General features: G+C 63.4%; 24 protein-coding genes and 1 tRNA gene. 11 read left to right on the top strand and 14 right to left on the bottom strand.

Annotated elements, in window-relative coordinates; all coding sequences use genetic code 11:
* Positions 1 to 97: 97 nt before the first annotated feature.
* The 6 genes from ABD919_RS12790 to ABD919_RS12765 form a co-directional block, all read right to left on the bottom strand.
* On the bottom strand, positions 98 to 655 hold the full coding sequence (locus ABD919_RS12790; RefSeq protein ID WP_345236409.1) for a hypothetical protein: 558 nt from the start codon (positions 653 to 655) through the stop codon (positions 98 to 100).
* Between the two features lie 59 nt (positions 656 to 714).
* Positions 715 to 1872: an NAD(P)/FAD-dependent oxidoreductase gene (locus tag ABD919_RS12785; RefSeq protein WP_345236408.1), complete on the bottom strand. Its 1158-nt coding sequence runs from the start codon at positions 1870 to 1872 to the stop codon at positions 715 to 717.
* Complete coding sequence (locus tag ABD919_RS12780) at positions 1872 to 2360, bottom strand: OmpA family protein (RefSeq protein WP_345236407.1); 489 nt, start codon at positions 2358 to 2360, stop codon at positions 1872 to 1874. Before ABD919_RS12780 ends, ABD919_RS12785 begins: the two co-directional genes overlap by 1 nt.
* Before the next feature lie 151 nt (positions 2361 to 2511).
* Positions 2512 to 3759, bottom strand: a complete 1248-nt coding sequence (rocD, locus tag ABD919_RS12775) for an ornithine--oxo-acid transaminase (protein ID WP_345236406.1) — start codon at positions 3757 to 3759, stop codon at positions 2512 to 2514.
* 224 nt (positions 3760 to 3983) lie between these two features.
* On the bottom strand, positions 3984 to 4526 hold the full coding sequence (locus ABD919_RS12770) for a hypothetical protein (protein WP_345236405.1): 543 nt from the start codon (positions 4524 to 4526) through the stop codon (positions 3984 to 3986).
* A gap of 75 nt (positions 4527 to 4601) precedes the next feature.
* Entirely contained in the window at positions 4602 to 5081 is a 480-nt protein-coding gene (locus tag ABD919_RS12765) for a hypothetical protein (RefSeq protein WP_345236404.1), read from the bottom strand.
* Positions 5082 to 5212: 131 nt separating this feature from the next.
* Between ABD919_RS12765 and ABD919_RS12760 the strand changes: the two genes are divergently transcribed.
* The 11 genes from ABD919_RS12760 (at position 5213) to ABD919_RS12710 (ending at position 12351) form a co-directional block, all read left to right on the top strand.
* Positions 5213 to 5392 carry a C1orf53 family protein gene (locus ABD919_RS12760; protein ID WP_345236403.1) on the top strand — a complete coding sequence of 60 codons (180 nt, stop codon included), beginning with the start codon at positions 5213 to 5215 and terminating at the stop codon, positions 5390 to 5392.
* 85 nt (positions 5393 to 5477) lie between these two features.
* Complete coding sequence (gene rpmB / locus ABD919_RS12755) at positions 5478 to 5717, top strand: 50S ribosomal protein L28 (RefSeq protein ID WP_345236402.1); 240 nt, start codon at positions 5478 to 5480, stop codon at positions 5715 to 5717.
* Positions 5718 to 5898: 181 nt separating this feature from the next.
* On the top strand, positions 5899 to 7593 hold the full coding sequence (locus tag ABD919_RS12750) for an aminopeptidase P family protein (protein WP_345236401.1): 1695 nt from the start codon (positions 5899 to 5901) through the stop codon (positions 7591 to 7593).
* Between the two features lie 179 nt (positions 7594 to 7772).
* On the top strand, positions 7773 to 7955 hold the full coding sequence (gene rpmG, locus ABD919_RS12745; protein WP_196285948.1) for a 50S ribosomal protein L33: 183 nt from the start codon (positions 7773 to 7775) through the stop codon (positions 7953 to 7955).
* An 8-nt stretch (positions 7956 to 7963) separates the two neighbouring features.
* Positions 7964 to 8128, top strand: a complete 165-nt coding sequence (locus tag ABD919_RS12740; protein WP_190925582.1) for a DUF4295 domain-containing protein — start codon at positions 7964 to 7966, stop codon at positions 8126 to 8128.
* 177 nt (positions 8129 to 8305) lie between these two features.
* A complete protein-coding gene (ftsY, locus tag ABD919_RS12735) occupies positions 8306 to 9277 on the top strand; it encodes a signal recognition particle-docking protein FtsY (protein WP_345236400.1) in 972 nt (323 codons plus the stop codon).
* 85 nt (positions 9278 to 9362) lie between these two features.
* Complete coding sequence (locus ABD919_RS12730) at positions 9363 to 10211, top strand: 3-hydroxyacyl-CoA dehydrogenase NAD-binding domain-containing protein (protein WP_345236399.1); 849 nt, start codon at positions 9363 to 9365, stop codon at positions 10209 to 10211.
* 70 nt (positions 10212 to 10281) lie between these two features.
* Positions 10282 to 10701 carry a Rieske (2Fe-2S) protein gene (locus ABD919_RS12725; RefSeq protein ID WP_345236398.1) on the top strand — a complete coding sequence of 140 codons (420 nt, stop codon included), beginning with the start codon at positions 10282 to 10284 and terminating at the stop codon, positions 10699 to 10701.
* Positions 10702 to 10813: 112 nt separating this feature from the next.
* A tRNA-Asn gene (locus ABD919_RS12720) sits at positions 10814 to 10887 on the top strand.
* A 153-nt stretch (positions 10888 to 11040) separates the two neighbouring features.
* A complete protein-coding gene (locus ABD919_RS12715) occupies positions 11041 to 11805 on the top strand; it encodes a hypothetical protein (RefSeq protein WP_345236397.1) in 765 nt (254 codons plus the stop codon).
* Positions 11806 to 11874: 69 nt separating this feature from the next.
* Positions 11875 to 12351, top strand: coding sequence for a site-specific integrase (locus tag ABD919_RS12710; protein WP_345236396.1), 477 nt, complete (start codon positions 11875 to 11877; stop codon positions 12349 to 12351).
* A gap of 122 nt (positions 12352 to 12473) precedes the next feature.
* On the opposite strand, the gene ABD919_RS12705 is transcribed toward ABD919_RS12710, so the two are convergent.
* The 8 genes from ABD919_RS12705 to ABD919_RS12670 all read right to left on the bottom strand — a co-directional run bounded on the left by ABD919_RS12705 (position 12474) and on the right by ABD919_RS12670 (position 25777).
* Positions 12474 to 13808, bottom strand: a complete 1335-nt coding sequence (locus ABD919_RS12705; RefSeq protein ID WP_345236395.1) for a sensor histidine kinase — start codon at positions 13806 to 13808, stop codon at positions 12474 to 12476.
* A 161-nt stretch (positions 13809 to 13969) separates the two neighbouring features.
* Entirely contained in the window at positions 13970 to 16489 is a 2520-nt protein-coding gene (locus ABD919_RS12700; protein WP_345236394.1) for a DUF5723 family protein, read from the bottom strand.
* A 119-nt stretch (positions 16490 to 16608) separates the two neighbouring features.
* Positions 16609 to 17283 (bottom strand): response regulator transcription factor, encoded by a 675-nt coding sequence (locus ABD919_RS12695; RefSeq protein WP_345236393.1) that lies wholly within the window; start codon positions 17281 to 17283, stop codon positions 16609 to 16611.
* A 20-nt stretch (positions 17284 to 17303) separates the two neighbouring features.
* A complete protein-coding gene (locus ABD919_RS12690; RefSeq protein WP_345236392.1) occupies positions 17304 to 18269 on the bottom strand; it encodes a hypothetical protein in 966 nt (321 codons plus the stop codon).
* A 20-nt stretch (positions 18270 to 18289) separates the two neighbouring features.
* Positions 18290 to 18691, bottom strand: coding sequence for a hypothetical protein (locus ABD919_RS12685; protein WP_345236391.1), 402 nt, complete (start codon positions 18689 to 18691; stop codon positions 18290 to 18292).
* 131 nt (positions 18692 to 18822) lie between these two features.
* On the bottom strand, positions 18823 to 19206 hold the full coding sequence (locus tag ABD919_RS12680) for a hypothetical protein (protein ID WP_345236390.1): 384 nt from the start codon (positions 19204 to 19206) through the stop codon (positions 18823 to 18825).
* Between the two features lie 119 nt (positions 19207 to 19325).
* Positions 19326 to 19748, bottom strand: coding sequence for a hypothetical protein (locus tag ABD919_RS12675; protein ID WP_345236389.1), 423 nt, complete (start codon positions 19746 to 19748; stop codon positions 19326 to 19328).
* A gap of 266 nt (positions 19749 to 20014) precedes the next feature.
* Positions 20015 to 25777: a T9SS type A sorting domain-containing protein gene (locus tag ABD919_RS12670; RefSeq protein ID WP_345236388.1), complete on the bottom strand. Its 5763-nt coding sequence runs from the start codon at positions 25775 to 25777 to the stop codon at positions 20015 to 20017.
* Positions 25778 to 25830 lie beyond the last annotated feature (53 nt).

The raw sequence follows: 25830 nt of genomic DNA, 5'->3' as shown, positions 1-25830 counted from the left end.
GGAGAAGTGAGAAAGCATAGCAGAAATAAGAATTTACCTAGGCCCAGTACCGGTAAAGGTAGGCGCCTGGTCTCGTTATTTTCCTGCTCGTGGAGTATTAATTGTTGCCCAGCAGCTCCAGCACTGCTTTTATCAGGAAAAGTGCCAGCACACCCAGGCCTAGAAAAGCCAGTGCTTTCCACGCGCTGATACCCGCCAGCGCCGCAATGCCCCAGGTAATGCCGGCCAGCACGAGCAGCACCAGAAACAAGGCGAAAAAGAAAATGCGCCCCAGGCCTTGCTCAGCCGGGGCCTGTACGGAGGCAGAGGCAGGGGCCCGGTGCCGCTTTAGCAGGTGGCGCATGGCCTCCTTCTGGCGGGGCAATGTGCCTTTAGCAGCAAAGCCCCCGCTTACTCTGCGCACCGCCCGTTGGTGAGGCAACTTAGCCGCCTGGCTTAATACAGGTTGAGCGTTAACCATAGACTCTGACTGAGCAGCAGGCAGAGCGTCAACGGCCGAAGGCGTGGGCAAAGCAGGCTCGGCCGCTAGCGGCACGTGGGCGCCGGCCTCCGGGCCGAAGTGAAATACTACCCGCTCGCTGCGGCAGCCGGCCAGCATGCTCAGCAGAAGAAAGGCCAGGCACAAGCTGAAAAAGCGGGAGTAGGAGAGGGGCATAAGTAAAAAAACAGCTGACTTCCGCAGGATACGACAAAGCTAGGGCGTTTTGTTCGGCCTTAGCCGGCCGGGTTTGTCGCCAGCATCCCCGCGGCCCGCCAGCCAGTGCCCGCGCCCATGGCCACGCCCATGCCGTTGCAGCGCACCGCGGCCAGCACGCCAGGGGCCACCCAGTCCAGCACCGGGGCCAGCTCCGGGCCGAAGCCCATCACCCCACTCCAGCGGTAGTCGACGCGGGGCTGCCGGCCCGGCACTATCACCTCGTGCAATAGCCCTTCCAGGTAAGCTTGCACTGGCGCCGTCAGACCGGGCGCGGTGGTGGCTTCGGCGGCAAAGTCCAGGTTGCGGCCTCCGCCGAGCAGGATGCGGCCGTCGGGCAGCTGCCGGAAGTAGGCGTAGCCTTTGTCGTAGTGAAACGTACCCGGCAGGTTTACTTCCGGCAGGGGTTCGGTTACCAGCACCTGCCCGCGGCCGGGCGCTACGGCCAGGCTGGGGTACAGCTCGGCGGCGAAGGCGTTGGTAGCCAGCAGCACCTGCCCGGCCTCCAGGCGGGCGCCGTTGCTGAGGTGAAGCAAAACCGGCCCGCTGCGGTTGCTGGCGGGCGCCTCCAGGCTTTCCACCCCGCAGCTGCTCAGCACCGGCACGTCGGCGGCCCACACGCGGCCCAGCAGCGTGCGCATCATGCGGCCCGCGTCGAGGCTGCCTTCGCAGTCGTTCCTGAGCAGGGTGCGCACCCCGCCGAAGCCAAAGCGGCCGGCCTCGGCGCTGGCATCGTGGAAGGTGAGCGGCCGGCCGGTGATGGGGGCCAGCAGCTGGTTGTAGTAGGCTATCCTGGCCAGGCACTCGCGGGCTAGCTCCCCTTCATCGGCCCGGAACAGCTCGTAGCCGCCCACGGCGCGGTAGTCCAGGGCCGCATCGCCCAGCAGCTCGCGCAGGCGGCGCAGCCCTTCGTAGCGGGCCGCCACCACGGCTTGCAGGTCGCCGCGCTTTTCCTGCTCAATCAGCTCCGAAATCGAGCCGAAGCAGGCAAAGCCGGCGTTTTTGGTGGAGGCGCCGCTGGGCAGGGCCCCGCGCTCCAGCACCACCACGCGCCATTGCGGGCGCTGCTGCTTCAGGTACAGGGCGGCCGTAAGGCCCACCAGTCCGGCCCCGATAACGGCCACGTCGGCGGGCCCGAAAAAGGACTGTTGCTCCCAGTAGGAGAGGTTGGCCGCCATCACGGCTTGCAAGCAGCGTCTACCACCCGGCCTCCGCCATCCACCGGCAGTCCGCCGATGGGCCGGTCGCGCAGGGCGGTATTCACCGCTTCGATGCGGGTATTGGCTTCCGGGGTGGTGCCGGCCGGTTTGGTGCTGCCAAACCCGACGGGCAGCAGGCGGCGGCATTCCACGCCGTGGGCCACCAGCCAGGCTGCTACAGCCTGAGCCCGCTGCTCACTTAAGGCCTGGTCGGTGGCCGCTTTTTCGGCAACGTGCCCTTCCAGCCGCAGCAGGCTGATGTAGGTTTTTTGCTCCAGATACTTTTTGATATGCTCCAGGCCAGCCGTGCTGCCGGGAGTAAGCTCGGCCGTGCCGGGCTTGAATGCAAGCGGCGCTGGCAGCACCAGGCTGTGCCCCGTCAGCTTAAACTCTGGCAGAGTGGTCTGAGCCTGGGCCGTAGCGTACAGGCCGATAAGCAGCAATGCAAAAGCCAGCAGCGTCCGCATTTTGATGATATTGAATGGGGGAAGGTTGTTGTTAGTTGTTAGTTGTCAGTTGTTAGTTGTCAGTTGTCAGTTGTTAGTTGTCAGTTGTCAGGCCGTTCTGATAGCTGTATTGTAAGAACGAACTGACAACTGACAACTGTCAACTAACAACTTAAAACTCCAGAATAACCTGCTCAATCACGTCGCAGGCCTCGTGCAGCTGCTGCTCGTTAATCACCAGCGGGGGCGCAAAACGGATGATGTCGCCGTGGGTGGGTTTGGCCAGCACGCCGCGCTCCATCAGCGTCACGCATACGTCCCAGGCCGTGCGGCCGTCGGGGTGGGGCTTGATGACCACGGCGTTGAGCAGGCCCCGGCCGCGCACCAGCTCCACTACTTCGGGGCGCTGGGCCATCACGCGGCGCATGCGGGTGCGGAAGATTTCGCCCAGGCGGGCCGCATTCTCGGTCAGGCCTTCTTCCTGCAGCACGTCCAGGGCCGCGCGCATCACCACGCAGGCCAGGGGGTTGCCGCCAAAGGTGGAGCCGTGCTGCCCGGGCTGAATGGTCAGCATGATGTGGTCGTCGGCCAGCACGGCCGATACCGGCAGCACGCCGCCGCTCAGGGCTTTGCCCAGAATGATGATGTCGGCGCGCAGGTCTTCGTAGTGGGTGGCCAGCAGCTTGCCGGTGCGGCCCAGGCCGGTCTGAATCTCATCGGCGATGAATAGCACGTTGTGGGCCTTGCACAGCTCGTAGGCCTTGCTCAGGTAGCCTTCGCTGGGCACCACCACGCCGGCTTCGCCCTGAATGGGCTCCACCAGGAAGGCGCACACATGCGGGTCTTGCAGAGCTTCTTCCAGGTCGGCCAGGTCGTCGTAGCGCACCACCTCGTAGCCGGGGTTGTAGGGCCCGAAGCCGCCGGTGCTGTCGGGGTCGGTGCTAAAGGAGATAATGCCCGTGGTGCGGCCGTGGAAGTTGTGCTCGGCCACCAGGATGCGGGCCGTGTTGGGGGCAATGCCTTTTTCCTGGTAGCCCCACTTGCGGGCCAGCTTCAGGGCCGTTTCCACAGCTTCGGCGCCCGAGTTCATCAGCAGGGCCTTGTCGTAGCCGAACAGCTCGCAAAGCTGCTTTTCGGCCGCGCCCAGCTGGTCGTTGAAAAAGGCGCGGGAAGTCAGCGTAAGCTTCTGGGCCTGCTCGGTGAGGGCGCCGATGATGCGCGGGTGGCAGTGGCCCTGGTTTACGGCCGAGTAGGCCGACAGAAAGTCGTAGTACTGCTTGCCTTCCACATCCCAGAGGTGCACGCCCTGGCCGCGGCTCAGCACCACGGGCAGGGGGTGGTAGTTGTGGGCACCGTACTGGTCTTCGAGCTGCATGTACTGCTGCGAGCGGGTGGTGGGGGCGAGGGTGGAAGCTTGCATAGAAATGGAGTGGGAATGAAACAGGCTAAAAGTACGCGAAAATGCTCGGTAGGGTCATGCTTAGAGCGGTTTGCCGGCCGTGTATCGCGGACTCTGCGAGTCCGCCCGTGTGAACGTTGAACCGGGCGAACTCGCAGAGTCCGCGATACACGGCAGCTAGCTCCTGCCCCCGAAACTGCTCTTGTGAAAAGGGTAGAGCTAGAGATTGGTCAGCTTTTGCCTCCTTACTTTTCACTTTTCACTTTATCGAGCGTCATCTCAAAGTTGGGAAACCACTTGGTGCCGTCGGGCGAGAACTCGCCCGTTTCGTGCCACTGCCCTTTGCTGTTCAGCTCCATGGTGAAGCGTACCTTGCCGGCCTTGGGCATGTCGAAACCCCAGCTCACGCTGCCGTTGGGGTTCACCGTGGCCAGCGCGTCGATGTAGCTGCCATCGGCCTTGTAGGCCCGCATGCGATGCGTACCCGAAGGCGCATCGTAAGCCATGGTAGCAAAAGCGTGGTGAATCACGCGCTTGTCGTCGTTGGGGTCCGTCCCCCGGCCTTCAATAGCTATAATGCTGCCCCCGAGCTTTTGCTCTACTTTTTCGGTTTGGTTGAACTCGCTGCGCTGGCCCGGGCCCAGCATTATCCAGCCGCGGCCTTTCCATTGGCCTTCCAGAAACAGCAGGGGCTTGATTCTCTCAGCCGCAGTGGGAGTGGTTTGGGCGCGGCCCACGGCGGGCAGCAGGGTGCCGGCGGTCAGCAACAGGGTGTAAAGTGTTTTCATGGAACAAAGGAAAAGCGCGATGCCTGAAAAACAGCATATATCCTGCGTTTTGTCCGGTTCCGAAGCGGCGGGGCCTTAGCGCAGCCGCAGCCCTTCCAGGTTGCGGGCTGTTTCGAGGTAGCGGCCCACGAAGTTTCCTTCTTCCCGGCCGTCGCTCCGCAGGATGGTCCAGTCCAGAACGGCGGATTCGGGGAAGCTGACGGGTATTTTGTCGCTAGCCGTGGCCAAAGGCAGCAAAGCCTGCACTTTGCCGTCGCGCCAGCCAATGACGCGGACCGGGGTAGGGCGGAAAAGAGTGTCGCCGGCCACCACGCGCACCAGCAGCTGGCACTCGGCTCCGGCGGGCAGCCCGGCCTGAAAGCGCTTGCGGGCCTGTGGCAGGGTACGCCGTGCCTCGCGCACGGCATCGGCAATCTCAGCGTCGGCCGTGGCCAGCGCGCGGCGCCCGGCTTCAGTGCCCGGGGGTTCGGTAAGCACAACCGGCCGGGCCGGCTGGGCCAGTGCCGGCATGCCCGGCAGGGTGCATAAAGTAAGGTATAGGAACAGACGCAGCATGTCGGCGTGAGGATATAAGAAGCAATACGTGCTAACCAGCAGGCTGGTAGTAGCCTCTCTGCCTGCCTGCAGCTGTCCCTTACGATAACGGTAGCCTTTAGGGCAATGGGAAGGCCCTAACTTTGCGGCCCATGCCCGCTACTCCCCAGCCGCTGCAAGCCGGCGATTTTTACTATACGCCGGAAGGCTACCTGGTATTTACCGAGCAGTACCACCTGCGCCGGGGCACTTGCTGCGGCAGCGGCTGCCGGCATTGCCCCTGGAAAACCCGCGCCCAACGGCCTGCAAATAGCTCTTCTTCTACAAAATAGGAGCAAAGGCTTGGTGGATGCCAGACTTTTTCCGATATTTGCGGCCCGTTTCGCATAGCATTGTAATTTCTAACCCTTCGATATCATGGCCCGAGTTTGTGATTTGACCGGCAAGCGCACCCGCGTTGGTAACAACGTTTCGCACGCCAACAACAAGACCAAGCGCAAGTTCTTCCCGAACCTGCAAAAGAAGCGCTTCTACATTCCCGAGCAGGATGCCTGGGTTACGCTGAAAGTTGCTACTTCCACCATCCGCACCATCAACAAGAATGGCATCATGGCGGTGTTGAAGAAAGCCAAGCAGCAAGGCTTCATCACCTACTAAATCAGGTTTCTGGTTACTTGTTTCTCGTTGCTGGTTTGTTGGAACGACAACCAGGAGCTGGAAGCCAGCAACAAGCAGCCACTAAAGCCAGCGCCGGTATGTTTGCCTTTTTAAGGCAACGTATCGGCGCTGGCTTTGTCTGTTGGCCGTCGATTTACATCTTATCAGCAACACCGGGAACATGAGGCTACAGCAACGAGCAGATGAGCAGGCGGGCAACACGATTTTCTGGCGGCTGCTGGGCCTGGCGGGCCTGCTGCTGGCCGCGGCTCCCGGTAGCCGGGCGCAACAGGCGCCGGCCCTGCCACCGCTGGCCATGGCGCCCGCGCCCCCCCGGCCCACCGACTTCCTGTCGCCGGCCTTCCACAAAGAGCGCCGTGAGCGGGTGCGCGAGCAGCTGCCGCCCCACGGTGTAGCCGTGCTGTTTGCGGCCCCCGTCCGCAACCGGGCCAACGACGTCAATTTCATCTACCACCAGAACCCCGACTTCTACTACCTGACCGGCTACGACGAGCCCAACGCCGTGCTGCTGCTCTTTAAGGAGCCACGCACTGTGGGCGGGCAGGTAGGCGTCACGGAGGCCTTGTTTACCCAGCCGCGCAGCGCCGCCGCCGAGCAGTGGACCGGCCGCCGCCTGGGCAGCGCCGGGGCCAAGGCCCAGCTGCAGCTGCAGTTCGCTGCCGACAACAAGGACTTTGCCAGCGCCGGCATCAAGTGGGCCGACTTCGACCAGATTCTGTTCACCGAGCTGCCCGCCGATACCCGCGACGACCCCCGCGACCCCGCCGACCTGCACAACCTGGTAGCCACGTTCCGGGAGCAGTCGGGCCTGCCGGCCAACTACAGCGCCGACCGCACGGTGGTCTACAAAATGCTCAAGCGCTACGGCGTGAGCAATGCCAAGGACGTAACCGCTTACCTGAATAACCTGCTGAAGGATCTGCCCGGGCTGGCCGAAGACCCTTCGGTGCGCGCCTACCTGGCGGCCAGAACAGATGCCGAGCGCCAGAAGGCCATTAGCCCCAACCCACCCAGCCGCTACGACGGGGCCACGCTGGGCGAAATAATGGACGAGCTGCGGGCCGTGAAAACACCGGAGGAGCTGGCCCTGCTGCGCCGCGCCGTCCGCATCAGCACGGCCGGGCAGCGCGAGGTGATGCGCCTGCTGCGGCCCGACATGGGCGAGATGGAGGTGCAGGGCCTGCACGAGTACGTGTACCGCCGCTACGGGGCCGAGTTTCAGGGCTACCCCAGCATTGTAGGGGGCGGCGCCAATGCCTGCATTCTGCACTACGAAGCCAACGACCGGCTGCGGCTCGACAACGACCTTATCCTGATGGACTGCGGCGCCGAGTACCACGGCTACACCGCCGACGTGACGCGCACCGTGCCGCCCAGCGGCACCTTCAGCCCGGCCCAGCGCCAGATTTACGAGCTGGTGCTGGCGGCCCAGGACGCGGGCATTGCCGCCTGCAAGCCGGGCGCCGACTTTCAGGCACCCAACAAAGCCGCCCAGGAAGTAGTAGCCGCGGGCCTGCTGAAGCTGGGCATTATCAAGAAGAAAGAAGAGTTTCGCCTCTACTTTCCCCACGGCACCAGCCACTACCTGGGCCTCGACGTGCACGACCGCGGCAGCTACGGGCCGCTTAAGGCCGGCAACGTCATCACCGTGGAGCCCGGCATCTACATCCCGGCCGGCGCCCCCTGCGACCCCAAGTGGTGGAACATCGGCGTACGCATCGAAGACGACATCCTGATTACCGCAAATGGCTACGAAAACCTCTCGGCCGAAGGCCCCCGCACGGTGGCCGATATCGAGAAAACCATGGCCGAGCCCAGCGCCCTGGAAGCGTGGAAGCTGCCCGAGCTGAAGTAGGTTGCTGGTTGCTGATTTCTGGGTTCGGCTGGTCGTTCCAGCCAGAAACCAGCAACCAAAAGCCATAAACAGGCAGCCAGAAACCAGAAACAACCTACATAATTCGCTTACCCTTTTGTAGTTTTCAAAAAGACCCGTACCTTTGCAGTCCTAAATTTAAAAATCACACCCCCGTCGAGATGGCCAAGAAAGGAAACCGGGTGCAGGTTATCATGGAATGCACCGAGCATAAAAACTCGGGGATGCCGGGCACCTCGCGCTACGTCACCACCAAGAACCGCAAGAATACCCCTGAGCGCATCGAGTTGAAGAAATTCAACCCCATCCTCAAGAAAATGACCGTTCACAAGGAAATTAAATAACCTGAACAATGGCTAAGAAAGTAGTAGCAACTCTGAAAACCACAGAGAATGCCAAGAACTGGGCAAAGGTTATTCGTGCCGTGAAATCGGAGAAAACCGGTGCCTACACCTTCAAGGAGGAGATGGTTCTCCTCGACAAAGTACAGGAGTACCTGGCCACCGGCGTTAAATAAGCTGGCTGCGCATTTGCTTTTAAAAGTGAAAAAAGTCCCACCTTCGTGGGACTTTTTTCGTGTTACCGTAACTCCAACTTTCAGTTGGAGAATCGTTGGGCCGTCGCGAAACGCTGGCTGCCGAACGATTCATCGCTGACCATTCATTGATTCTCCAGCTAAAAGTTGGAGCTACTTATGGGACTCTTCGATTTTTTTAAGAAAGACAAGGAAAGCAAAGAGCAGCAGGCCTCGCTCGACGCCGGCCTGGAAAAAACCAAAACCAGCTTCTTTGACCAGCTCAGCAAGGCCGTGGTGGGCAAAAGCACCGTCGACGAAGCCGTGCTCGACGACCTGGAAGGCCTGCTCGTACACGCCGACGTGGGCATCGACACTACGGTGAAGGTGATTGACCGCATCGAGAAGCGCGTGGCCCGCGACAAGTACGTGAGCACCGGCGAGCTGGACCGCATCCTGCGCGAGGAAATTGCCGACCTGCTCGAAGACAACAACTCCGGCTCCATGGCCGTGCTCGACCGGGCCGATAGTGCCAACGGGCCCTTCGTTATCATGGTGGTGGGCGTGAACGGCGTGGGCAAAACCACCACCATTGGCAAGCTGGCGCACCGTTTCCACAGCGCCGGCAAGAAAGTGGTGCTGGGTGCAGCCGATACCTTCCGCGCCGCGGCTGTCGACCAGCTCATCATCTGGGGGCAGCGCGTGGGCGTGCCCGTGGTCAGCCACGGCATGAACACCGACCCCGCTTCCGTCGCCTACGACGCCGTGCGCAAGGGCGTGGAAATGAACGCCGACGTGGTAATCATCGACACCGCCGGCCGCCTGCACAACAAGGTGAACCTGATGAACGAGCTCAGCAAAATCAAGCGCGTGATGCAGAAGGTGATTCCCGACGCGCCGCACGAAGTGCTGCTGGTGCTCGACGGCAGCACGGGCCAAAACGCCTTTATGCAGGCCAAAGAGTTTACCAAAGCCACCGAGGTAACCGCCCTGGCCGTCACCAAGCTCGACGGGACCGCCCGCGGCGGCGTGGTCATCGGCATCTCTGACCAGTTCAGCATTCCCGTCCGCTACATCGGGGTAGGAGAGAAGATGACCGACCTGCAGCTGTTCGACCGCCACACCTTCGTGAATTCGCTGTTTAAGAAGTAGTTGTCAGTTGTCAGTTGTCAGGAATAATTATATAGAACATTCTAACAACTGACAACGAACAACTGACAACTAAAACCTATTAAGTATGACCATCAACACGCTGGCCGTTGTCGGCGCCGGAACCATGGGGCTGGGTATTGCCCAGCTGGGCGTGCAGCACGGCCTGCCGACGATTCTATTCGACCTCAACCCCGCCGCACTGGAGAAAGCCCAGGCTGCCATTGGCGCCGGGCTGGGCAAGCTGGTAGAAAAAGGTAAGCTTACGGCCGAGTCTCGGGACGAGGCCTTGGCCCGCCTTACCGCCACTACCGACCTCAGCGTGGTGCAGGCCGACCTCATTATTGAGGCCGTGGTGGAAAAGCTCGATGTAAAGCACCAGCTGTTTCAGGAGCTGGCGCTCATCAATGGTCCAGATACCATTCTGGCTTCCAATACTTCGTCGCTACCCATTACCCAGCTGGCGGCGCCCGTGCCCCAGCCCGAGCGGGTAGTGGGCATGCACTTCTTCAACCCGGCCCCGCTTATGCCGCTGGTGGAAGTCATCAGCGGAGTAGCCACCAGCCCCGCCGTAGCCGATGCCGTGGAGGCCCTGGCCCGCCGCCTGGGCAAAACCCCGGTACGGGCCGCCGATGCGCCCGGCTTTATCGTAAACCGGGTGGCCCGGCACTACTACGTCGAAAGCCTGAAGATTGTGGAGGAGCAGGTGGCACCTTTCACCGTGGTCGATGAGCTGCTGGAAGCCAGCGGCTTTAAGATGGGCCCGTTCCGGCTGATGGATTTGATTGGCGTCGATACCAATTTTTCCGTCACCAGCGCCATGTTTGCCTCCTTCCACCAGGATGCCAAGTTCCGGCCCAGCCGGGTGCAGCAGCAGAAGGTAGATGCCGGCCACCACGGCCGCAAAACCGGACGCGGCTTTTACAATTATCAATGAGCTATTAGCAATGAACAACCCAGTTAAAGCACTTATGTGTCGCCTTGCTTGGTTCATTGCCTGTTGCTCCTTGCTCGTTGGGGCAGGCGCCTGCGGCAGCAATAACAACGAGCAGCCTCAGATGCCTTACACGCCGGTTAACGTGTCGCTGACGCTAACAAATCAGCAATACGTGGCCTTGCGCACCGTAAACGGTACGGTGGTGCTGCCCCCCGGCAGCAGCGGCCGGCCCGATGCTGGCGGGCTTAAGGGCATTATCGTGGTGCGCCAGGCCGGCAACTCCTACCTCGCCTTCGAGCGCAACTGCCCTTACCGCCCCTTCGACGCCTGCGCACTGGTCAGCGTAGACCGCTCCGGGCTCTTCCTGCGCGACTCCTGCTGCAACTCTCAGTTCAATCTGCAGGGCCAGGTTATTGGCGGCCCGTCGCCATTTCCCCTCCGCCAATACAGCACCAGCTTACAGGGCTCGCAACTTAATATCCTGAATTAAAGCGCTGAGTGTATTTTTTTGAAATTTTTTTTGCCCCAGGCTTGCACTAACCTAATCGACCTTGTAAGTTTGCAGTCCGAAACAACAACAACCGGGTTTCGGGCACCAAAATGCTTCCTTAGCTCAGCCGGTTAGAGCATCTGACTGTTAATCAGAGGGTCCCTGGTTCGAGCCCAGGAGGGAGCGCTACAACACCGCAATACCCGCCGAAATCCGGCGGGTATTCGTGTTTCTAGCCCATTAGAGCGGTTTTCAACCAAGCCCCAAACCGGTATTGCACCGTATAGCGGTACGGAAACTGGTACGAAAAGCGGTACGGGTATAGCACAAGGCTACACGATGAAGAGCCCAACGGTCTACCGTCACAAAATCAAGGTCCATTTCTACCCTATCCACTCCGAAGCGGATAAGCAGGGATGGTGCGCGCTGCGGGTAACGGTGCGCTGGCACGGCGAGACCATGCACCTGCGCACCGGCGAGCGGGTGCTGCCCCGGAAGGTGGGTAAAAAGGGTGAGCTCATAATGCTCTGGGACGAAAAGACCGACCGGGTCACCAGCCAGCACCCTGATTATCTTAACCTAAACGACCGGCTGAACGATTGGGAACGAGACGTGCTTGCGGCTTTCGATGCTTTGTGGGGAGCAGCCCCTTTTCAAAAGATATCAAAAGAAGCGCTTCACCGCTACCTTTTCCCGGAAACGGAAAAGGGACCAGACCCCTCCGCTCAAACGTGGCGGCAGGTGCTGGAGCAGTGGAAGGAAAAAAACCGGCACCTTGCTGTCGACTCGTTGCGCAAATACGACCAGATGGCCACCATGATGGAGTCGTGGCGCCCGGCCCTGCGCCCGTTGCAATTTAATGAGGATGCGGCCCAGGACTACCTGAACCACCTGCTCGACCAGGAGCTGAGCGATGCGGCCATCAAAGTACACTTTACGGGTATCCGGAAGTGCCTGGAGCGGCTTGGTCGGCCGACGGATGCCTCGTGGCTGCAGTACTCGGCTAAGAATGCGCCGCAGCTTGACTTGGAAATAGCCGAGCTGCGTTGTTTAATCGCCTGGAAGCCCACAGCTGCCTATCTAGCCGAAGAGCGCGACCGGTAGCTTTTCCAATGCTTTAGTGGCCGCCGGTACGAAGACCTGGAGAAATTTGAGCCCAGCCGGCAGCGGACGGTGCTACAGCTAGAGGACGGCCGGCAGGTGCCGGCGTTGCTGCATGTGCAGGGGAAGACGGGTCTGGATGCCGCTGTGCCGCTGCCCCCCATTGCGGTGCACATTGGTGAGCGGTGGGGCTGGAAATTCCCCGCCCGCCGTGAGCAGGAGCGCAACGAGTGGATTAAACAGGTAGCCCGAGGTGCCGGACTCACGCGGGAATGGGACGACCGCCTTATCAGCGGGGGTAAGGTGAAGCACAACTGGCGCCCGCTCTGGCAGGTTATCAGCAGCCATACAGCACGGCATACGGCAGCAACTTTGCTCAAACAGGTATCCAAAAACAACAAGGCTCTGGCGAAGCTCGTCCTTGGGCATGCGGAAGAAGACGTAACGGACCGCTACGCCAAGGACAAAGCGAGGCTACTTGCCCCGGCCGTGCTGGACGCATGGAAGGAGATTCTTGGGCCTTGGTATGACTCGACCCCTGGCTATTAAAGGTAGACCGGGGCTGAGATATAACCGGGCGAGTCCATCGTTCCGCTTAGTTGTGAGCTGTCGAAGGGGCGATATACCAGACGCTTGAAGCTTTTTTGCATACAGACCAAATGCAGACAGCGCTAGTGTCTGCCCGGTTCGGGCGAGAAGGTTAGCAAGAACGAGGTGCCGAGGCCCTCGATGGAGTTTACTTCCAATACAATGCCGTGCAGGTCGGCGATGGTACGCACAATGGACAAGCCCAGGCCGTAGCTGTCGGGGTCGGTGCTGCTGCCCTTATCGAAGCGGTGGAACAGCCGTGGCAGCTGCTCTTTGCTGATGCCGATGCCGGTATCGCGGATTTCCAGCACGTAGCCGGCCCTGGAAGCTGCCGGGCGCCCCAGCACCTGCACCTGGCCGCCTTGCCGGTTATACTTTACCGCATTGCTCATCAGGTTGAAGAGCAGGGTAAACAGCAGGCTGCGGTTGCAGTTGGCTACCACGAAATCGGACTGCAGCTCCTGCTGCAGGGTCAGGTCAAGCAGGGCAAGGCGTTCGTGTAGCTCCTCGCTCACCTCGGCGACCAGCTGCGTCAACGTCACGGTTTCGGTGCGGGGGAATTGGTCGTTTTCAATCTTGGAAATCATGAGCAGCGACTTGATGATGGTGCGCAGCCGGTGCACCGTGCGCTGCGACTCCACCACACGCAGCAGGTTTTCATCCGACAGGCTCTCGTCGCTGAGCATGTTGTCGAAGCGGTACTGCAGGGCGGCCAGGGGTGTGAGCAGCTCGTGGGAGGCATCGGCAATAAACTTGCGCTCCTTGGTGAACGAGGCCTGGATGGTGGCCATCATCTCGCGCAGGCTCTCGTCGAGGTGGCGGAAATCGTCGGTGCTGGTGGGGATGGGTTCAAAGCTGAACGCCGCCGGGTGGTGGGTATTTTTCAGCCGCTGCCGGATGATGGTGCCCAGCGGGGCCAGCAGGTAGCGGAAAAAGGCCAGGTCAGCCAACGTGGTCAGGGCCACGGCCACCAGCAGGATGTAGAGGGCATAGCGCCGGAAGTTGCGTTCGGTCTCGCCGATGCTGCCCGTGCTGCGGCCGATTTCGAGCAGGTAGGCCTGCCGGCCCTGGGTAAACGAGTAGCTCAGTACCCGGTACTCCACAATCTCGTCTTCCACGGCCCGCTTGGCGTCTTCGATGACATCAATGCTGGGGCCGGGCGGAATTTCTTCGAGGGATATAAACTCCTCCTTGAGCAGGTTGTAGCTGCCGTAGGACGACTGCCCACTGGCAATAAAATCCGAAATGCCGTTGCGGCGAATCAGGCGCAGCACCTTCTCCTTTTTCTGCTGCAGCCGCTGGTCGGTGGCCAGCAGGGCTACCCGGCTCATCACGGGCGGCAGCCCCACGGCCAGCAGCAGCAGGATGGCAACCCGGGAGCCGGCGTTGAACAGGGTGAATTTGGTGCTGAGCTTCAAGGCAGGGAGGAAAAGCCGGGATGAAAGTACGTTATCAAAGGGGGTGAAAAGTGCCGTTTCGGCTTTGCGAAGCTACACCTTCGGGAGTGGCCCAGCCCCAGCGCCAAGCGGCCCCTGCAGCCGGGCAAGGGTGCAAGGGCCGCTTTTGTAGAACGGGTAGCTTAGTCGAACAGGACTTTCATTTCCACGCGCCGGTTGCGGGCCCGGCCCGCGGCGGTTTTGTTGGTCGCCACGGGGTTTTTACGGCCAAAATATTCGCTGCGAATGTGCTCGGCTGGCACGCCTTTGCCGACCAGGTAACGCTTTACTGCCTCGGCCCGCTTCCGCGAAAGGGTCAGGTTGTACTGCGGGGTACCCACGTTGTCGGTGTAGCCACGCAGGCGCAGGCGGAACTCCGGGCGGGCCTGCAGCAGCTGGGCCAGTTCATTGAGGGAAGGGTAAGAAGCAGCCAGGATGATGTCTTTGTTAAACGCAAACTGCAGGTTGGCAAAGGCCGTGTTCAGCACCTTTTGCTCGGCAGCAGCAATAACGGGGCAGCCTTTATTGGCCACAGGGCCGGGCGTGTGGGGGCATTCGTCGTCCTTGTCCAATACGGTATCGCCGTCGGCGTCGGAGAATGGGCAGCCCTTGTTTTCTACCGGCCCGGCTATGCTGGGGCAGGCATCGTCCTTGTCGAGCACGGTATCGCCGTCCGCATCCTCGTAAGGGCAGCCCTTGTTTTCCACGGGGCCAGCCACAGCCGGGCAGGCATCGTCTTTGTCCAGTACGGTATCGCCGTCGGTGTCAGGGAAGGGGCAGCCCTGGTTTTCGGTGGGCCCGGCCACGGTGGGGCACTGGTCCAGGTTGTCGTAGAGGCCGTCCTGGTCGGTATCGGGGCAGCCGGCGTGCTCCGCCGGGCCGGGCAGGTCGGGGCACTTATCGTCGGCATCTTTCACGCCGTCCCCATCGCGGTCGGGGCAGCCCCGCAGGGCGGGCACGCCGGGCAGGTCGGGGCAGTCATCAATTTTGTCGGGCACCAAGTCGCCGTCGCGGTCGGGGCAACCTTTAAAGGCCAGCAGGCCGGGTGTATCGGGGCATTCGTCCTCCGTGTCCTGCACATGGTCGCCGTCGCGGTCGGGGCAGCCCTTGAACTCCCACACCCCTTTCACCGTGGGACACCGGTCGAGCTTGTCACTCACTTGGTCGCCGTCGCGGTCCTTGTGTTTTTTCTTGTCGAGGGCAAAACCCAGGCCTGCGTACAGGTCGTAGCCCGTGGTGGTGGTCACCCCAAACACGCCCCCCAGGTTGTCGGAGCCCACAAATACGGGCCCCAGGCGCAGCATGGCACCCACCTGCAGGCTGCGGTAGTTGTTGGTCAGCAGCAGCGGCAGCGACAGCTCGGCCTGGCTGAATTCCACCCGCGGCGTGAGGGCCAGGCTACTGATGGCCCGGCTGCCGATGGTGGTGGCCGGCAGCAGGTTCTGGGTCCAGAGCAGGCCCGCGTACAGGTGCTTGCGCACGGCATAGTCGGCCGAGAAGCGCAGGGCCGTGGGCAGGTAGCTGGTGAAACGGGTGGCCTGGCCCTGCAGGCCCACCACGCGGGCCAGGGTCTGGTCTACGGACGTGCCCAGGCTGCTGTACTTCAAGGTGTCAAGCTGGCCCCACTGAATGGTGCGGGTGTTGGCGAGCTGGGCCCGGCGCACGTACGCCGCGTTGGCATACGTCACGGCGCCGAGGTCGGAGAACGCCAGGCCCAGCCGGAGCTTGTACTTGTTACGGGTGTTGTCGGTCCAGCTGGCGTTGTCCATGCGGTACTGGTAGCGGGCGGCTTCCGGCCGCCACTCGTAGGTCAGGCCCAGGTCGGCCCCCAGCCCCTGGCCCAGGCGCTGCCGGCCGTAGAAGTCGCCAACGCGGAAGTCCGGCCGGGTATAGTAGTTGTAGTCGGTGTAGCCATAGCTCACGTTGCGGTTTTGCAGCTGAATGCTGTCGCCCTTATACACCTGGTAGTTAATTCCTTCGTTCAGGACATAGCCACCCCCCAGGCCCACGAGGTATTTGAGTGTGAGGCCCCCCTTAAAGAAGTGCGTGGTATTGGGCGAGAAGGTGCGCGCATAGCTCAAGGCAAACTCGTGGTAGTTGTTGACCCCGATGTTGAAGCTGTTGTCGGCCAGGAGCTGGTTGGCCAAGCCCAGGCGCTCGGCTTCCGGGAGCCCGTGGCGGCTGAGGCGGGCCAGGTTTTCGCTCACGTTGCTTACCTGCACAAAGCTGCGCACCCGGTTGGAGAAGGCGATGCTGTGCCGGGGGCTCAGCGAGAGCATGACCGAGGGCAGCCGCAGCTCGGCGCTCACGCTGCCAAACTTGGGGCCGTAGCCGAGCTGCTCGCGCAGGTAGTCGACTTTGAACACCACCTTGCCGTTGCCATCGCGGTACTGGTTGCCTACGTTGTCGCGCCACACCTGCCAGGGGGTGTAGGGCATGTCCAGCTGCAGGTAGGTGTTGTACACGTTGAGGTCAGCGGCCGCGAAGCTGACGTAGAACTTCTGGCGCGAGTCGGCGATGCTGGCCGGGTTGATGTACAGGTTGTGGGTGCCGGCATAGTTGCTGTGGGCCAGGCCGGTCCACCCTTGGGCGGCGGCCGGGCGCAGAGGTGCCGTCAGTAACGGTACCAGGGCGAGGACAAGAAAGCGTAGAGGCTTTGCCATACAGAAAAGAGCATAGGAAGCCAGGCCGACGAAGCCGGGCAGAAAAAAAAGCGTTAAAAAGGGAGCAGGGAACAGCTGCTGCGGGCCGGGGCCTGGCAGCGCATGCCCGGGCGGGCTGCCTACAACCGGGCCCGGTAGCCCACGCCGCGCACGGTTTCGAGCCACTCGGTGTCGGCGTGCTGCCCGAGCTTTTTGCGCAGGTTCTTGATGTGCGCGTCGATGAAGTTAGAGTCGAAGCCCGACTCAGGTAGGTTGCCCCAGATGTGCTCACTTAGCTGCAGGCGGGTGAGCACCCGATTGCGGTTCAGTACCAGGTAGCTTAGCACGTCAAATTCCTTCACGGACAGGGCTACTTCCTGGCCGGCGTGCAGGACGCGGCGGGTTTGCAGGTCGAGCTGAAAGGCAGCCACCGCCACCAGCGGCTTGTTCAGCCCGAAGCGGCGCCGGGTGATGGCGTGCATGCGCGCCAGCAGCTCGGGCAGGGAAAAAGGTTTGGCCAAGTAGTCGTCGGCGCCCAGCTCCAGCCCGCTGATGCGGTCTTCCACGGCGCCGCGGGCGGTGAGCACGATAACGGCCGCCGACAGCTCGTTTTCCTTGGCTTCGGCCAGCACCTGCAGGCCGTCGCCATCGGGCAGGCCCAGGTCCAGCAGCACGAAGTCGAACACGTTGTCGGCCAGCTGCTGCCGGGCCTCCCGGGCCGTGCGGGCCGTGGTGCAGGTGAAGTTGTGCTGATAGAGGAAAATGCCCAGCTCGCGGGCCAGGGTACGCTCATCCTCCACGATAAGAACGGTCATGGACGGGGCAAAAAAGGAGGCTACAGGTTGAGCGACAGGCTGGTGGTGAAAAAGGAGCGGGCCGTGGAAACGTCGTCGGGCAGCAGGTTCAGGGGCACCACGTAGCGCCAGGCCACCTGCGCCGACCATTTCCCCAGGGTGTACGTTACCGGCACCCGCAGCTCATAGCTCAGCAGTTGGAAGCGGGTGGTCGTGGTGGTGGTCGTGGTGGTGGTCGGCGCAGGCGTTGGTGTTGTGGTCGGTGGCCCGCCCACGCCGCCAGTACCCTGTCCGGGTCCGCTGCCACTTCCCCGGCCGGGCACCACCGGGCGGGGAATATTGCCACGGGCCTGCTGCTGTTCAATGCTGGTTTCAGCAAAGTACTGGGTGCCGGCTGTTACGCTCACGCGGGGCTCTATGGCCAGGTAAGCCTTGGGGGTGAGTACCTTGTCGATTTCAAAATAGCGGGAGTTGTCGAGCACCACGAAAAAGTCGCTGCTTTGCCCAAACAGGTAAGCCGCGTTCAGCCGCGAGTACACGTGGCCCCAGTCCAAGCCCAGGTACGCATCGAGGGAGTTGTTGACGCTGGACTTCACCAAGGGGCTGTTGTCGGCAAATACGAAGCGCGAGTAGCTGGCCGAGGCATCTACCTTTTTGCTCAGGTCGCCGTCCCAGCCTACCGAGAAGTCGGTTTCGTCCACAAAGCTGCTGGTAGCAAACAGGCTGTAGCTCACTACCGAGCCCCACACGCCAAAGCGGCTTTTGTACGTCAGTTCGCCCGCCGCATAGGGGTAGCGGGTGGTTTGGGTACGCCCGAAAAAGGTGGAGTTGCTGCCGTAGCTAAGCAGGGCAGTAAAGCCCCCCCGCCGGGCCGTGCTGTCGGCTGGCCCGGTGGGGGGGCTGGTCGGCGGGCTGCTGCCCAGGTCTTGCCCCAGCGCCAGCTGGCCAACTACCGCCTGCAGGAGCAGCGCGCCCGCCCACTGCCAGAAAGCCTTTGTGAAACGCATTGCGCCAGATGATGTAGTGGTTACTGCCCGCGGCCCCGGCCTGCGCCGCCTACGCGCCCAGCCCCGGCGCCAGCACCAGCGGCGCTGCGGGCACCCCGGGCACCGGCTTCGGCGGCCCGGCTGCTACGGGCACTGCGTGCGCTGCGCTCGGGGCGGGCGCTGCGGGCCGTGTGGTCTTCCATGCTCTCGTCGGCGGTGGCCTCATCTACCCTTTGGGGCTTGTTCTGGCGGCCGGCCTGGGGCACGGCTTTCACGGCCGGCGTTGCGGCGGCCGGCTCCTGCGCCTGAGCAGACGAGGTGGTGGGAGTGTTCTGGGCCAACATGATGCCCGCTTCCGGCTCGTGGCTCAAGGCCTGGCCCTGGGCTTGCTGACTACCCAGCCCGAGGAAAAAGAAAAAACCAAGAAGACCAAGGAGTTTCATGGTGCAAAAAGAAATAACAGTTCAGGAATAAAGCTACGGCCGTTGACGGCAGTTGAACCGATTTCAGCCCGCTAAGGCCGGCCGGGCTGCCAAAAGTTCAGCTACCCGGCCGACTGGGGCGGAAAGCAGTGCTAGCGGCGACCAACTCCCGCCGGGCGCCCGCCCTGGTGGCCGGGGCTGGCGGCGTGGGCATGGCCCATGCTGCGGCCGCCCCGGGCACTGCGGGCGCTGTGGGCAGGGCGCTGCCCCTGGGCAGTCGAACGGCGGCTCCGGGCTACCTCGCTGATGGCCGCACCTTTGGCAGCCCCGGTCAGCGGCGTGCTGGTGGCAAAGGCTTGCACGGTCTGGCCGTGGTTGTCAGCCGCGGCCGAGCCGGTGCCCTGGCCGTTGCGGCGGTCCTGGGCTTCCTGCTTGCGCTGGGCCGAGGGGTTGGTAGCCTGGGCGGCCGTGGGAGCCTGAGCCAAGGCAGCAAAAGAGCAAAGCAGTACAGCGGCGGAAATAAGTGTCTTTTTCATGAGAATGAGTTGTTTAAAAATAACCGTTTGAGGGATGAGGTAAGGAATGAAACAAAGCTAGGTGAGCAACATGAGGCCAAGATGATAAGCGAACGGCCATCGGGGAAGGAGAAACCAGGCTATTCGCCGCTGGCCGCCAGCCAGCCCCCGAAGGGAGCAGCGGCAGGCGGGCCCAGCTGTAGCTCCAGAAAGCTCAGGTACTGGCCCGGCGTCAGCGCCCGCTGCAGGGCGGCATGGTAGCGGCGCACCAGTTCCTGCAGGGCTTCTTCGGTAAGCGCCTCGGGGCCCTGGGCTTCCAGCGCGTCGACCTGGGCCAGGTACTGCCACAGACACTGGCGCACGGCGGGCTGCTGCCGGGCCGGCAGGCGGAGCAGGTCGGCGAGGTAGCCGGTGAGGGATTCGGCCTGCTGGTAAACCGGGTCAACCCGGGGCTGGGCACGCTCTTCGGCATAGCCGCGGCTGCGGGAAGGACTGGATTGGGCGGTGCCGGGCTGTTGCACGGCCAACATAAGGGTAGCGACGATAAGCAGGAGGCGATTCATGGTCGTAAACGGGAGTAAGCCAACGGAATAATGGTAAAGCTCGCCCGGCTACATGATGCCAGCATGATAAATAAGCCTTTCCGGGTGCAAACCTGCGTTGGTGGCAGAGCCATGCGGGGTGGCTCTCATACTCCGGCTTTTAAATCAAAAAGAGGGCCCGCTGCTACCAGCGGGCCCTCCTTCCAAAACATAGCCTAACAACCTCTACAACAAATAAATCAACCTAAATAGGCGGCTGGTGGCCGCATAGTAGCGAAGCACCGGCCTTACTCCCGAATGAGGCGCCGCGAGACGGTACCGGCTTCGGTGGTGGCCCGCAGGATGTACACCCCCGTGGCCAGGTGGCGCAGGTCCAGCGGCTGGCTGCTGGCGCTGGCCGGCACGGTAGCTTTCAGCACTTCCTGGCCCAGGGCGTTGAACACGCGCAACTGCGCCGGGAGGCGGTGGCTGCCCAGGGTCACGGTCAGGCGGCCGTCGGTGGTCGGGTTGGGGTACACGCTCAGGGTAAAGGCGGCCTGCGCCGAAGCCGAGCTGGTGAGTACCACCATTACCGCTGCTGAGGGAGCTGAGGAACAGCCGGCCGCCGAGGTAGCCACCACGGTGTAGCTGCCGTCCTGGGTGGGCGCGTAGGTAGTGCCCGTGGCGCCGCCAATAGCGGTGCCGTTGAGGAAGAACTGGAACGTGGCACCAGCCGGGCCGGTGGCCGTGAGCGTGCCGTTCTGGTAGCTCAGGCCGGGCTGGGCCGGTACGGCTTCCACCGTAAGGGTAGCTGTAGCAGACGTTGCCGCGCAGCCACCAGCCGCCGCCACCGTGTTGGTGATGGTGTAGGTGCCGGGCAGGCTGGCACTGAGGTCAACCGTGCCGGTAGCGGCATCCAGGCTCAGGCCCGCGGGGCTGGCCGTAAAGGTGCCGGCGCTGCTGCCGGGGGCCAGCAGGATGCTGGTGGTGCCGGTGGCGCAGGCGCTGGTCGCGGCATAGGCAAAGCCGGCCTGGGCCGGGGCCGTGATGGTCACCATCGCCGTGCCCGTGCTGGGGCAGGGGCCGCCCACGCTGTACGTCACGGTGTAGGTGCCCGGCATGCTGGTGCCGGGCGTGATAGCCCCCGTGGCTGCATCAAGGGTCAGGCCCGCCGGAGCCGAGAAGCTGCCACCGGCTGTGCCCGTGATGGTGGGCGTGGTGCTCAGGGTGCTGCTGGTGCAGAAGCTGGCGGCCGGGTAAGTGAAGGTGGCCGTGGTGGCCGGGTTCACCATCACGGTGGTAGCTGCCGAAGTGCTGGCGCAGCCACTGGCGTTGGTCACCGTGACAGCGTAGCTGCCGGCAGCAGTGGCCGTGTAGCTGGCCGAAGTAGCCCCGCTGATGGGCTGACCGTTGAGCAGGAACTGGTAGCTGAGGCCGCTGCCGGCCGGGGCCGTGAGCGCCACGCTGCTGCCCTGGCAGAAGGTAGTCGGGCCGCCGGCCGTGAGGCTGGCCACCGGCGCGGCGTTGATGGTCACCGTGGCCGTGGCCGATACGGCGGCGCAGGCCCCCGAGGCGGCAATGGTGTTGGTTACGGTGTAGGTGCCGGGCTGGCTGGCAGCCAGGTCGATGGCGCCGGTGCTGGCGTTCAGGCTCAGGCCTACGGTAGAGCTAAAGGTACCCGCGCTGCCGCCCCCGCTGAAGGTGGGCAGTACCGACGTAGTGGCCCCGGCGCAGTAGCCGCTGGGGCTGGCGTAGGCGAACGTGGCCACCGGCGCCGTGGTCAGCGTCACGGTGAGGGTAGAGCTGGCCGGGCAGGGACCGCCCACGGTGTAGGTTACAGCGTAGGTGCCGGCGGTGCTGGCAGCCAGGTTGATGGTGCCGGTGCTGGCGCTAATGCTCAGGCCACTGGGGGCCGAGAACGTGCCGCCCATAGCCCCGCTGATGCTGGGCGTGGGGTTGCTGCCCGTGAGGCAGAACGTGGAGCCGGCATAGGCGAAGGCAGCACTTGGGGCGGCCGTGATGGTCACCGTGGCCGTGCCGCTGCCGGGGCAGGGGCTGCCGGCGGTGTACGTCACGTTGTAGGTGCCGGGCGCGCTGGCCGCCAGGTCGATGGCGCCGGTGCTGCTGTTCAGGCTCAGGCCGGTGGTCGAGCTGAAGGTGCCGCCAGCCACCGATACCATAGGCATGGGGTTGGTGGCCACGTTCTGGCAGAAGCTGGCCGCACTGTAGCTTACCGTGGGCGTAGCAATGGGGTTTACCGTGACGGTGGTAGCCGGCGAGGTAGCCGCGCAGTTGCCGGGGTTGGTAATTACCACGCTATAAGCGCCGCTGGCCGAGGCTGTGTAGCTGGCCGAGGTAGCGCCGCTGATGGGCTGGCCGTTGAGCAGGAACTGGTAGGTGCTGCTCGTGCCGCCGCCGTTGGCCGTCAGCACTACCGAGCCGCCCTGACAGAAGGTGGTGGGGCCGCTGCTGGCGAGCGTAGCTACTGGCACAGTGCTGATGCTCAGCTGCGTGCTGGCCGTAGCGGCGGGGCAGCCGCCGGCCGCTGCCAGGCTATTCGTCACGGTATAAGTACCGGGCTGGCTCTGGCTGAGGGTGATGACGCCCGTGCTGGCGTTCAGGCTCAGACCCATGGGGCTGCTCGTAAACGTGCCGGCCGTCGCGCCGCTGCCCAGCACGGGCGCAGGGTTGGTACCGCTGGGGCAGTAGATGGGGGCCGCGTAGCTGAAGGTAGCCACGGCCGGGGCCGTCACGCTAACTGTTACGGAGCTGGAGCTGGGGCAGGGGCCGCTCACGCTGTACGTCACGGTGTAAGTTCCGGCTGTGCTGGCGGCGAGGTTAATAGCCCCGGTGCTGGCGCTCAGGCTCAGGCCCGCGGGAGCCGACGAGAAGGCGCCGCCCATTGTGCCCGTGATGGTGGGCATGGGCGCGGTGCCGCTGTTCTGGCAGAATGCCGAAGCACTGTACGAGAAGGTAGCCGTGGTCTGCGGGTTTACCGTTACCGACGTGGCGGTTGAGGTGCCCACGCAGCCGCCAGCGCTGGTAACAACTACCGAATAGGAGCCGCTGGTAGTAGCCGTGTAGGTGCTGCTGGTGGCGCCGCTGATGGGCTGGCCGGCGTTCAGGAACTGGTACGTTGCGCCGGCACCGCCGCCCGTGGCGGTTAGTACCACGCTGCCGCCCTGGCAGAAGGTAGTTGGGCCGCTGGTGGTCAGAGCAGCGGCGGGAGCCGCTTCAATGGTCAGGCTTACCGACGTGCTGCTGGGGCAGGGGCCACCCACGCTGTACGTCACGGTGTAGGCGCCGGCGGTGCTGGCGGCCAGGTTGATGGCCCCGGTGGTGGGGTTAATGAAAAGCCCGGCCGGCGTGGCCGCGAAGGTGCCGCCCATGGTACCCGCAATAGTAGGCGTGGGCGTGCTGCCGCTGTTCTGGCAGAAGCGCGGGGCCGAATACGAGAATGTAGCCGTGGTTTGCGGGTTCACCGTCACGGTCGAAGCCGTAGACGTGGCCACGCAGCCGTTTGCGCTGGTAATCTGCACCGAGTAAGCGCCGCTGGCCGTGGCCGTGTAGCTGCTGCTCGTGGCCCCGCCAATCGGCTGGCCACCGTTCAGAAACTGATAAGTGGCACCGCTGCCGCCCCCGGTAGCCGTGAGCACGACGCTGCCGCCCTGGCAGAAAGTAAGCGGCCCGCTGGCCGTCAGGGCAGCAGCCGGTGCGGCTTCCACCGTTACGTTGCGGGTAGTCGAGCTGGGGCAGGGCCCACCCACGCTGTACGTAACCGCGTAGGTGCCAGCGGTGCTGCTGGCCAGCGTAATGGCCCCGGTGCTGGCGTTCAGGCTCAGGCCGGCTGGTGTAGCCGTAAAGCTGCCGCCCATCGTGCCCGTGATGGTGGGCACCGGCGTAGCGCCGCTGTTCTGGCAGAACACGGCGGCTGCGTACGAGAAAGTGGCCGTAGTCTGCGGGTTTACCGTGACGGTGGTGGCGGTGGAAGTAGCCACGCAACCGCCGGCGCTGGTAATACGGACGCTGTAAGAGCCACTGGCTGAGGCCGTGTAGGTGCTGCTGGTAGCGCCGCTGATGGGCTGGCCGGCATTCAGGAACTGGTACGTGGCACCGGCGGCGCCGCCCGTGGCGGTCAGCACCACCGAGCTACCCTGGCAGAAGGTAGTCGGGCCGTTGGCGGTCAGGGCGGCCAGGGGAGCTGCTTCCACCGTTACGTTGCGGGTGCTGGAGCTGGGGCAGGGCCCGCCCACGCTGTACGTAACCGCGTAGGTGCCGGCGGTGCTGGCAGCCAGGTTGATGGCCCCGGTGCTGCTGCTGAGGCTCAGGCCGGCCGGGGTGGCCGTAAACGTGCCGCCGGCGGTGCCGGTAATGGTGGGCGTGGGCGTGCTGCCGCTGTTCTGGCAATAGAGTGTGGCCGAATACGAGAAGGTAGCGGTAGTCTGCGGGTTCACCGTTACGGCCACCGCGTTCGAGGTAGCCGTGCAGCCGCCGGGGTTGGTAACCACGGCCGTGTAGGAGCCGCTGGTCGTGGCCGTGTAGCTGGCCGAAGTAGCGCCGTTGATGGGCTGGCCGTTGTTGAAAAACTGGTACGTGGCCGCTGCCGAGCCGCCGGATACCGTTAGCGCCACGGTGCTGCCCTGGCAGAAGGTGGTGGGGCCGCCGGCGCTGAGCGTAGCCGTGGGCTGGGTGTTCAGGGTAAGCTGGGTGCTGGCCGAGGTGGCCGCGCAGCCGTTGGCCGCGGCAATGGTGTTGGTGACGGTGTAGGTGCCAGCCGTGCTGCCACTCAGGTTAACGGCGCCGGTGCTGGCGTTCAGGCTCAGGCCGGCCGGGGTGGCGGTAAACGTGCCGGCCGTGCTGCCCGAAGCCAGCACGGCGCTGATGGAGCCCGTGGTGCCGGCGCAGTAGTTGCCCGCCGGGTAGGAGAAGGTGGCCTGGGGCGCCCGAATGATGGTAACACTGGTGCTGGCCGTGCCGGGGCAGGTGCCGCCCGAGTTGTAGGTCACGGTGTAGGTGCCGGGGTTGCTGCTGGCCAGGGTGATGGCGCCCGTGCTGGGGTTCAGGCTCAAGCCGGCCGGGGTGGCTGAAAAGCTGCCACCGGTGGGCGAGTACGTGGGGGTCGGGTTGGGCGAGCCGCTCTGGCAGTAGCTGGGCGAGGAATAGCTCAGCGTAACGGTGGGCACCGGCACCACCGTCACGGTGACGGCGTTGGAAGTGGAGGTACAGGTCGACGGGTTAAACACCACCACGCGGTAGCTACCGCTGATAGTAGCCGCATAGGTCGAGCTGGTGGCGCCGGGAATCTGCACGCCGTCGCGCTCAAACTGATAGGTGTAGTTGTTGGCACCAATGCCGCTGGTGCTGGCCGTGAGCAGCACCGAGCTGCCCTGGCACACCGTAGTGGAGCCGCTGGCGCCCAACGTTACCACGTTCTGGGGCTGTACATCAATCTGAATGGTTGAGGAGGTGGCCGAGCAGCCTGCCGCATCGGTCACCCGCACCGAGTAGCCGGCGCTGGTCGTAACGGTGGCCGTATAGGTCTGGCTGGTAGCACCGGCAATGGGTACGCCGTTGCGCAGGAACTGGTACGTGTAGTTGCCGCTGGGCCCGGCCACCAGGAAAATAGTGCCCTGCTGGCAGAAGCGCGTGGGCCCCTGGGAGTTGATGGTCGCCGTGGGCGGCTGGTTTACCGTTACCGTGGCCACGGTGGAGGCCACCTGCGGGTTGGCGCCGTTCTGCACCACGGCCCGGTAGCGGGTGGTGAGGGTCAGGTTGGAAAAGGTGTAGGTAGCACTGCCCCCACTGCCGGCGATGTCGGTAAAGCCGTTGCCGTTGTCAAACTGGTACTTGACAATGGTGCCGGTAAAGCCGCTCAGCGTGAGCGTGCCCGAGTTGAAGCCCGAGCACACGGTGGTGCTGGCCGGGCTTAAGGTGCCACCATCGGGGCCGGTAGTCTGGGCCCAGGTGAGGCTGCCGGTACAAAGCAGAAGGAGCAGGGCCAGCAGGCACGGTCCAATCAGCCACCGACACCCCGGCCGCGAGCCGGGAGACAGGTGTAGGGGTGTGTTCATAAAAAGCTGAAATAAAATTGGTTAAGATGATATGCAGGATGCCCGGCCAGGTG

Origin of the sequence: Hymenobacter saemangeumensis, assembly GCF_039541835.1 — a bacterium.
Lineage (GTDB): Bacteria > Bacteroidota > Bacteroidia > Cytophagales > Hymenobacteraceae > Hymenobacter > Hymenobacter saemangeumensis.
Note: the sequence above shows the minus strand (reverse complement) of the source record. Positions and strands in the feature narration are given on the sequence as shown.

Coding starts and splice junctions, on each gene's coding strand:
- ABD919_RS12790 (WP_345236409.1), bottom strand. CDS start 655: ATGCCCCTCTCCTACTCCCGCTTTTTCAGCTTGTGCCTGGCCTTTCTT.
- ABD919_RS12785 (WP_345236408.1), bottom strand. CDS start 1,872: ATGGCGGCCAACCTCTCCTACTGGGAGCAACAGTCCTTTTTCGGGCCC.
- ABD919_RS12780 (WP_345236407.1), bottom strand. CDS start 2,360: ATGCGGACGCTGCTGGCTTTTGCATTGCTGCTTATCGGCCTGTACGCT.
- rocD (WP_345236406.1), bottom strand. CDS start 3,759: ATGCAAGCTTCCACCCTCGCCCCCACCACCCGCTCGCAGCAGTACATG.
- ABD919_RS12770 (WP_345236405.1), bottom strand. CDS start 4,526: ATGAAAACACTTTACACCCTGTTGCTGACCGCCGGCACCCTGCTGCCC.
- ABD919_RS12765 (WP_345236404.1), bottom strand. CDS start 5,081: ATGCTGCGTCTGTTCCTATACCTTACTTTATGCACCCTGCCGGGCATG.
- ABD919_RS12760 (WP_345236403.1), top strand. CDS start 5,213: ATGCCCGCTACTCCCCAGCCGCTGCAAGCCGGCGATTTTTACTATACG.
- rpmB (WP_345236402.1), top strand. CDS start 5,478: ATGGCCCGAGTTTGTGATTTGACCGGCAAGCGCACCCGCGTTGGTAAC.
- ABD919_RS12750 (WP_345236401.1), top strand. CDS start 5,899: ATGAGGCTACAGCAACGAGCAGATGAGCAGGCGGGCAACACGATTTTC.
- rpmG (WP_196285948.1), top strand. CDS start 7,773: ATGGCCAAGAAAGGAAACCGGGTGCAGGTTATCATGGAATGCACCGAG.
- ABD919_RS12740 (WP_190925582.1), top strand. CDS start 7,964: ATGGCTAAGAAAGTAGTAGCAACTCTGAAAACCACAGAGAATGCCAAG.
- ftsY (WP_345236400.1), top strand. CDS start 8,306: ATGGGACTCTTCGATTTTTTTAAGAAAGACAAGGAAAGCAAAGAGCAG.
- ABD919_RS12730 (WP_345236399.1), top strand. CDS start 9,363: ATGACCATCAACACGCTGGCCGTTGTCGGCGCCGGAACCATGGGGCTG.
- ABD919_RS12715 (WP_345236397.1), top strand. CDS start 11,041: ATGAAGAGCCCAACGGTCTACCGTCACAAAATCAAGGTCCATTTCTAC.
- ABD919_RS12700 (WP_345236394.1), bottom strand. CDS start 16,489: ATGGCAAAGCCTCTACGCTTTCTTGTCCTCGCCCTGGTACCGTTACTG.
- ABD919_RS12695 (WP_345236393.1), bottom strand. CDS start 17,283: ATGACCGTTCTTATCGTGGAGGATGAGCGTACCCTGGCCCGCGAGCTG.
- ABD919_RS12690 (WP_345236392.1), bottom strand. CDS start 18,269: ATGCGTTTCACAAAGGCTTTCTGGCAGTGGGCGGGCGCGCTGCTCCTG.
- ABD919_RS12685 (WP_345236391.1), bottom strand. CDS start 18,691: ATGAAACTCCTTGGTCTTCTTGGTTTTTTCTTTTTCCTCGGGCTGGGT.
- ABD919_RS12680 (WP_345236390.1), bottom strand. CDS start 19,206: ATGAAAAAGACACTTATTTCCGCCGCTGTACTGCTTTGCTCTTTTGCT.
- ABD919_RS12675 (WP_345236389.1), bottom strand. CDS start 19,748: ATGAATCGCCTCCTGCTTATCGTCGCTACCCTTATGTTGGCCGTGCAA.
- ABD919_RS12670 (WP_345236388.1), bottom strand. CDS start 25,777: ATGAACACACCCCTACACCTGTCTCCCGGCTCGCGGCCGGGGTGTCGG.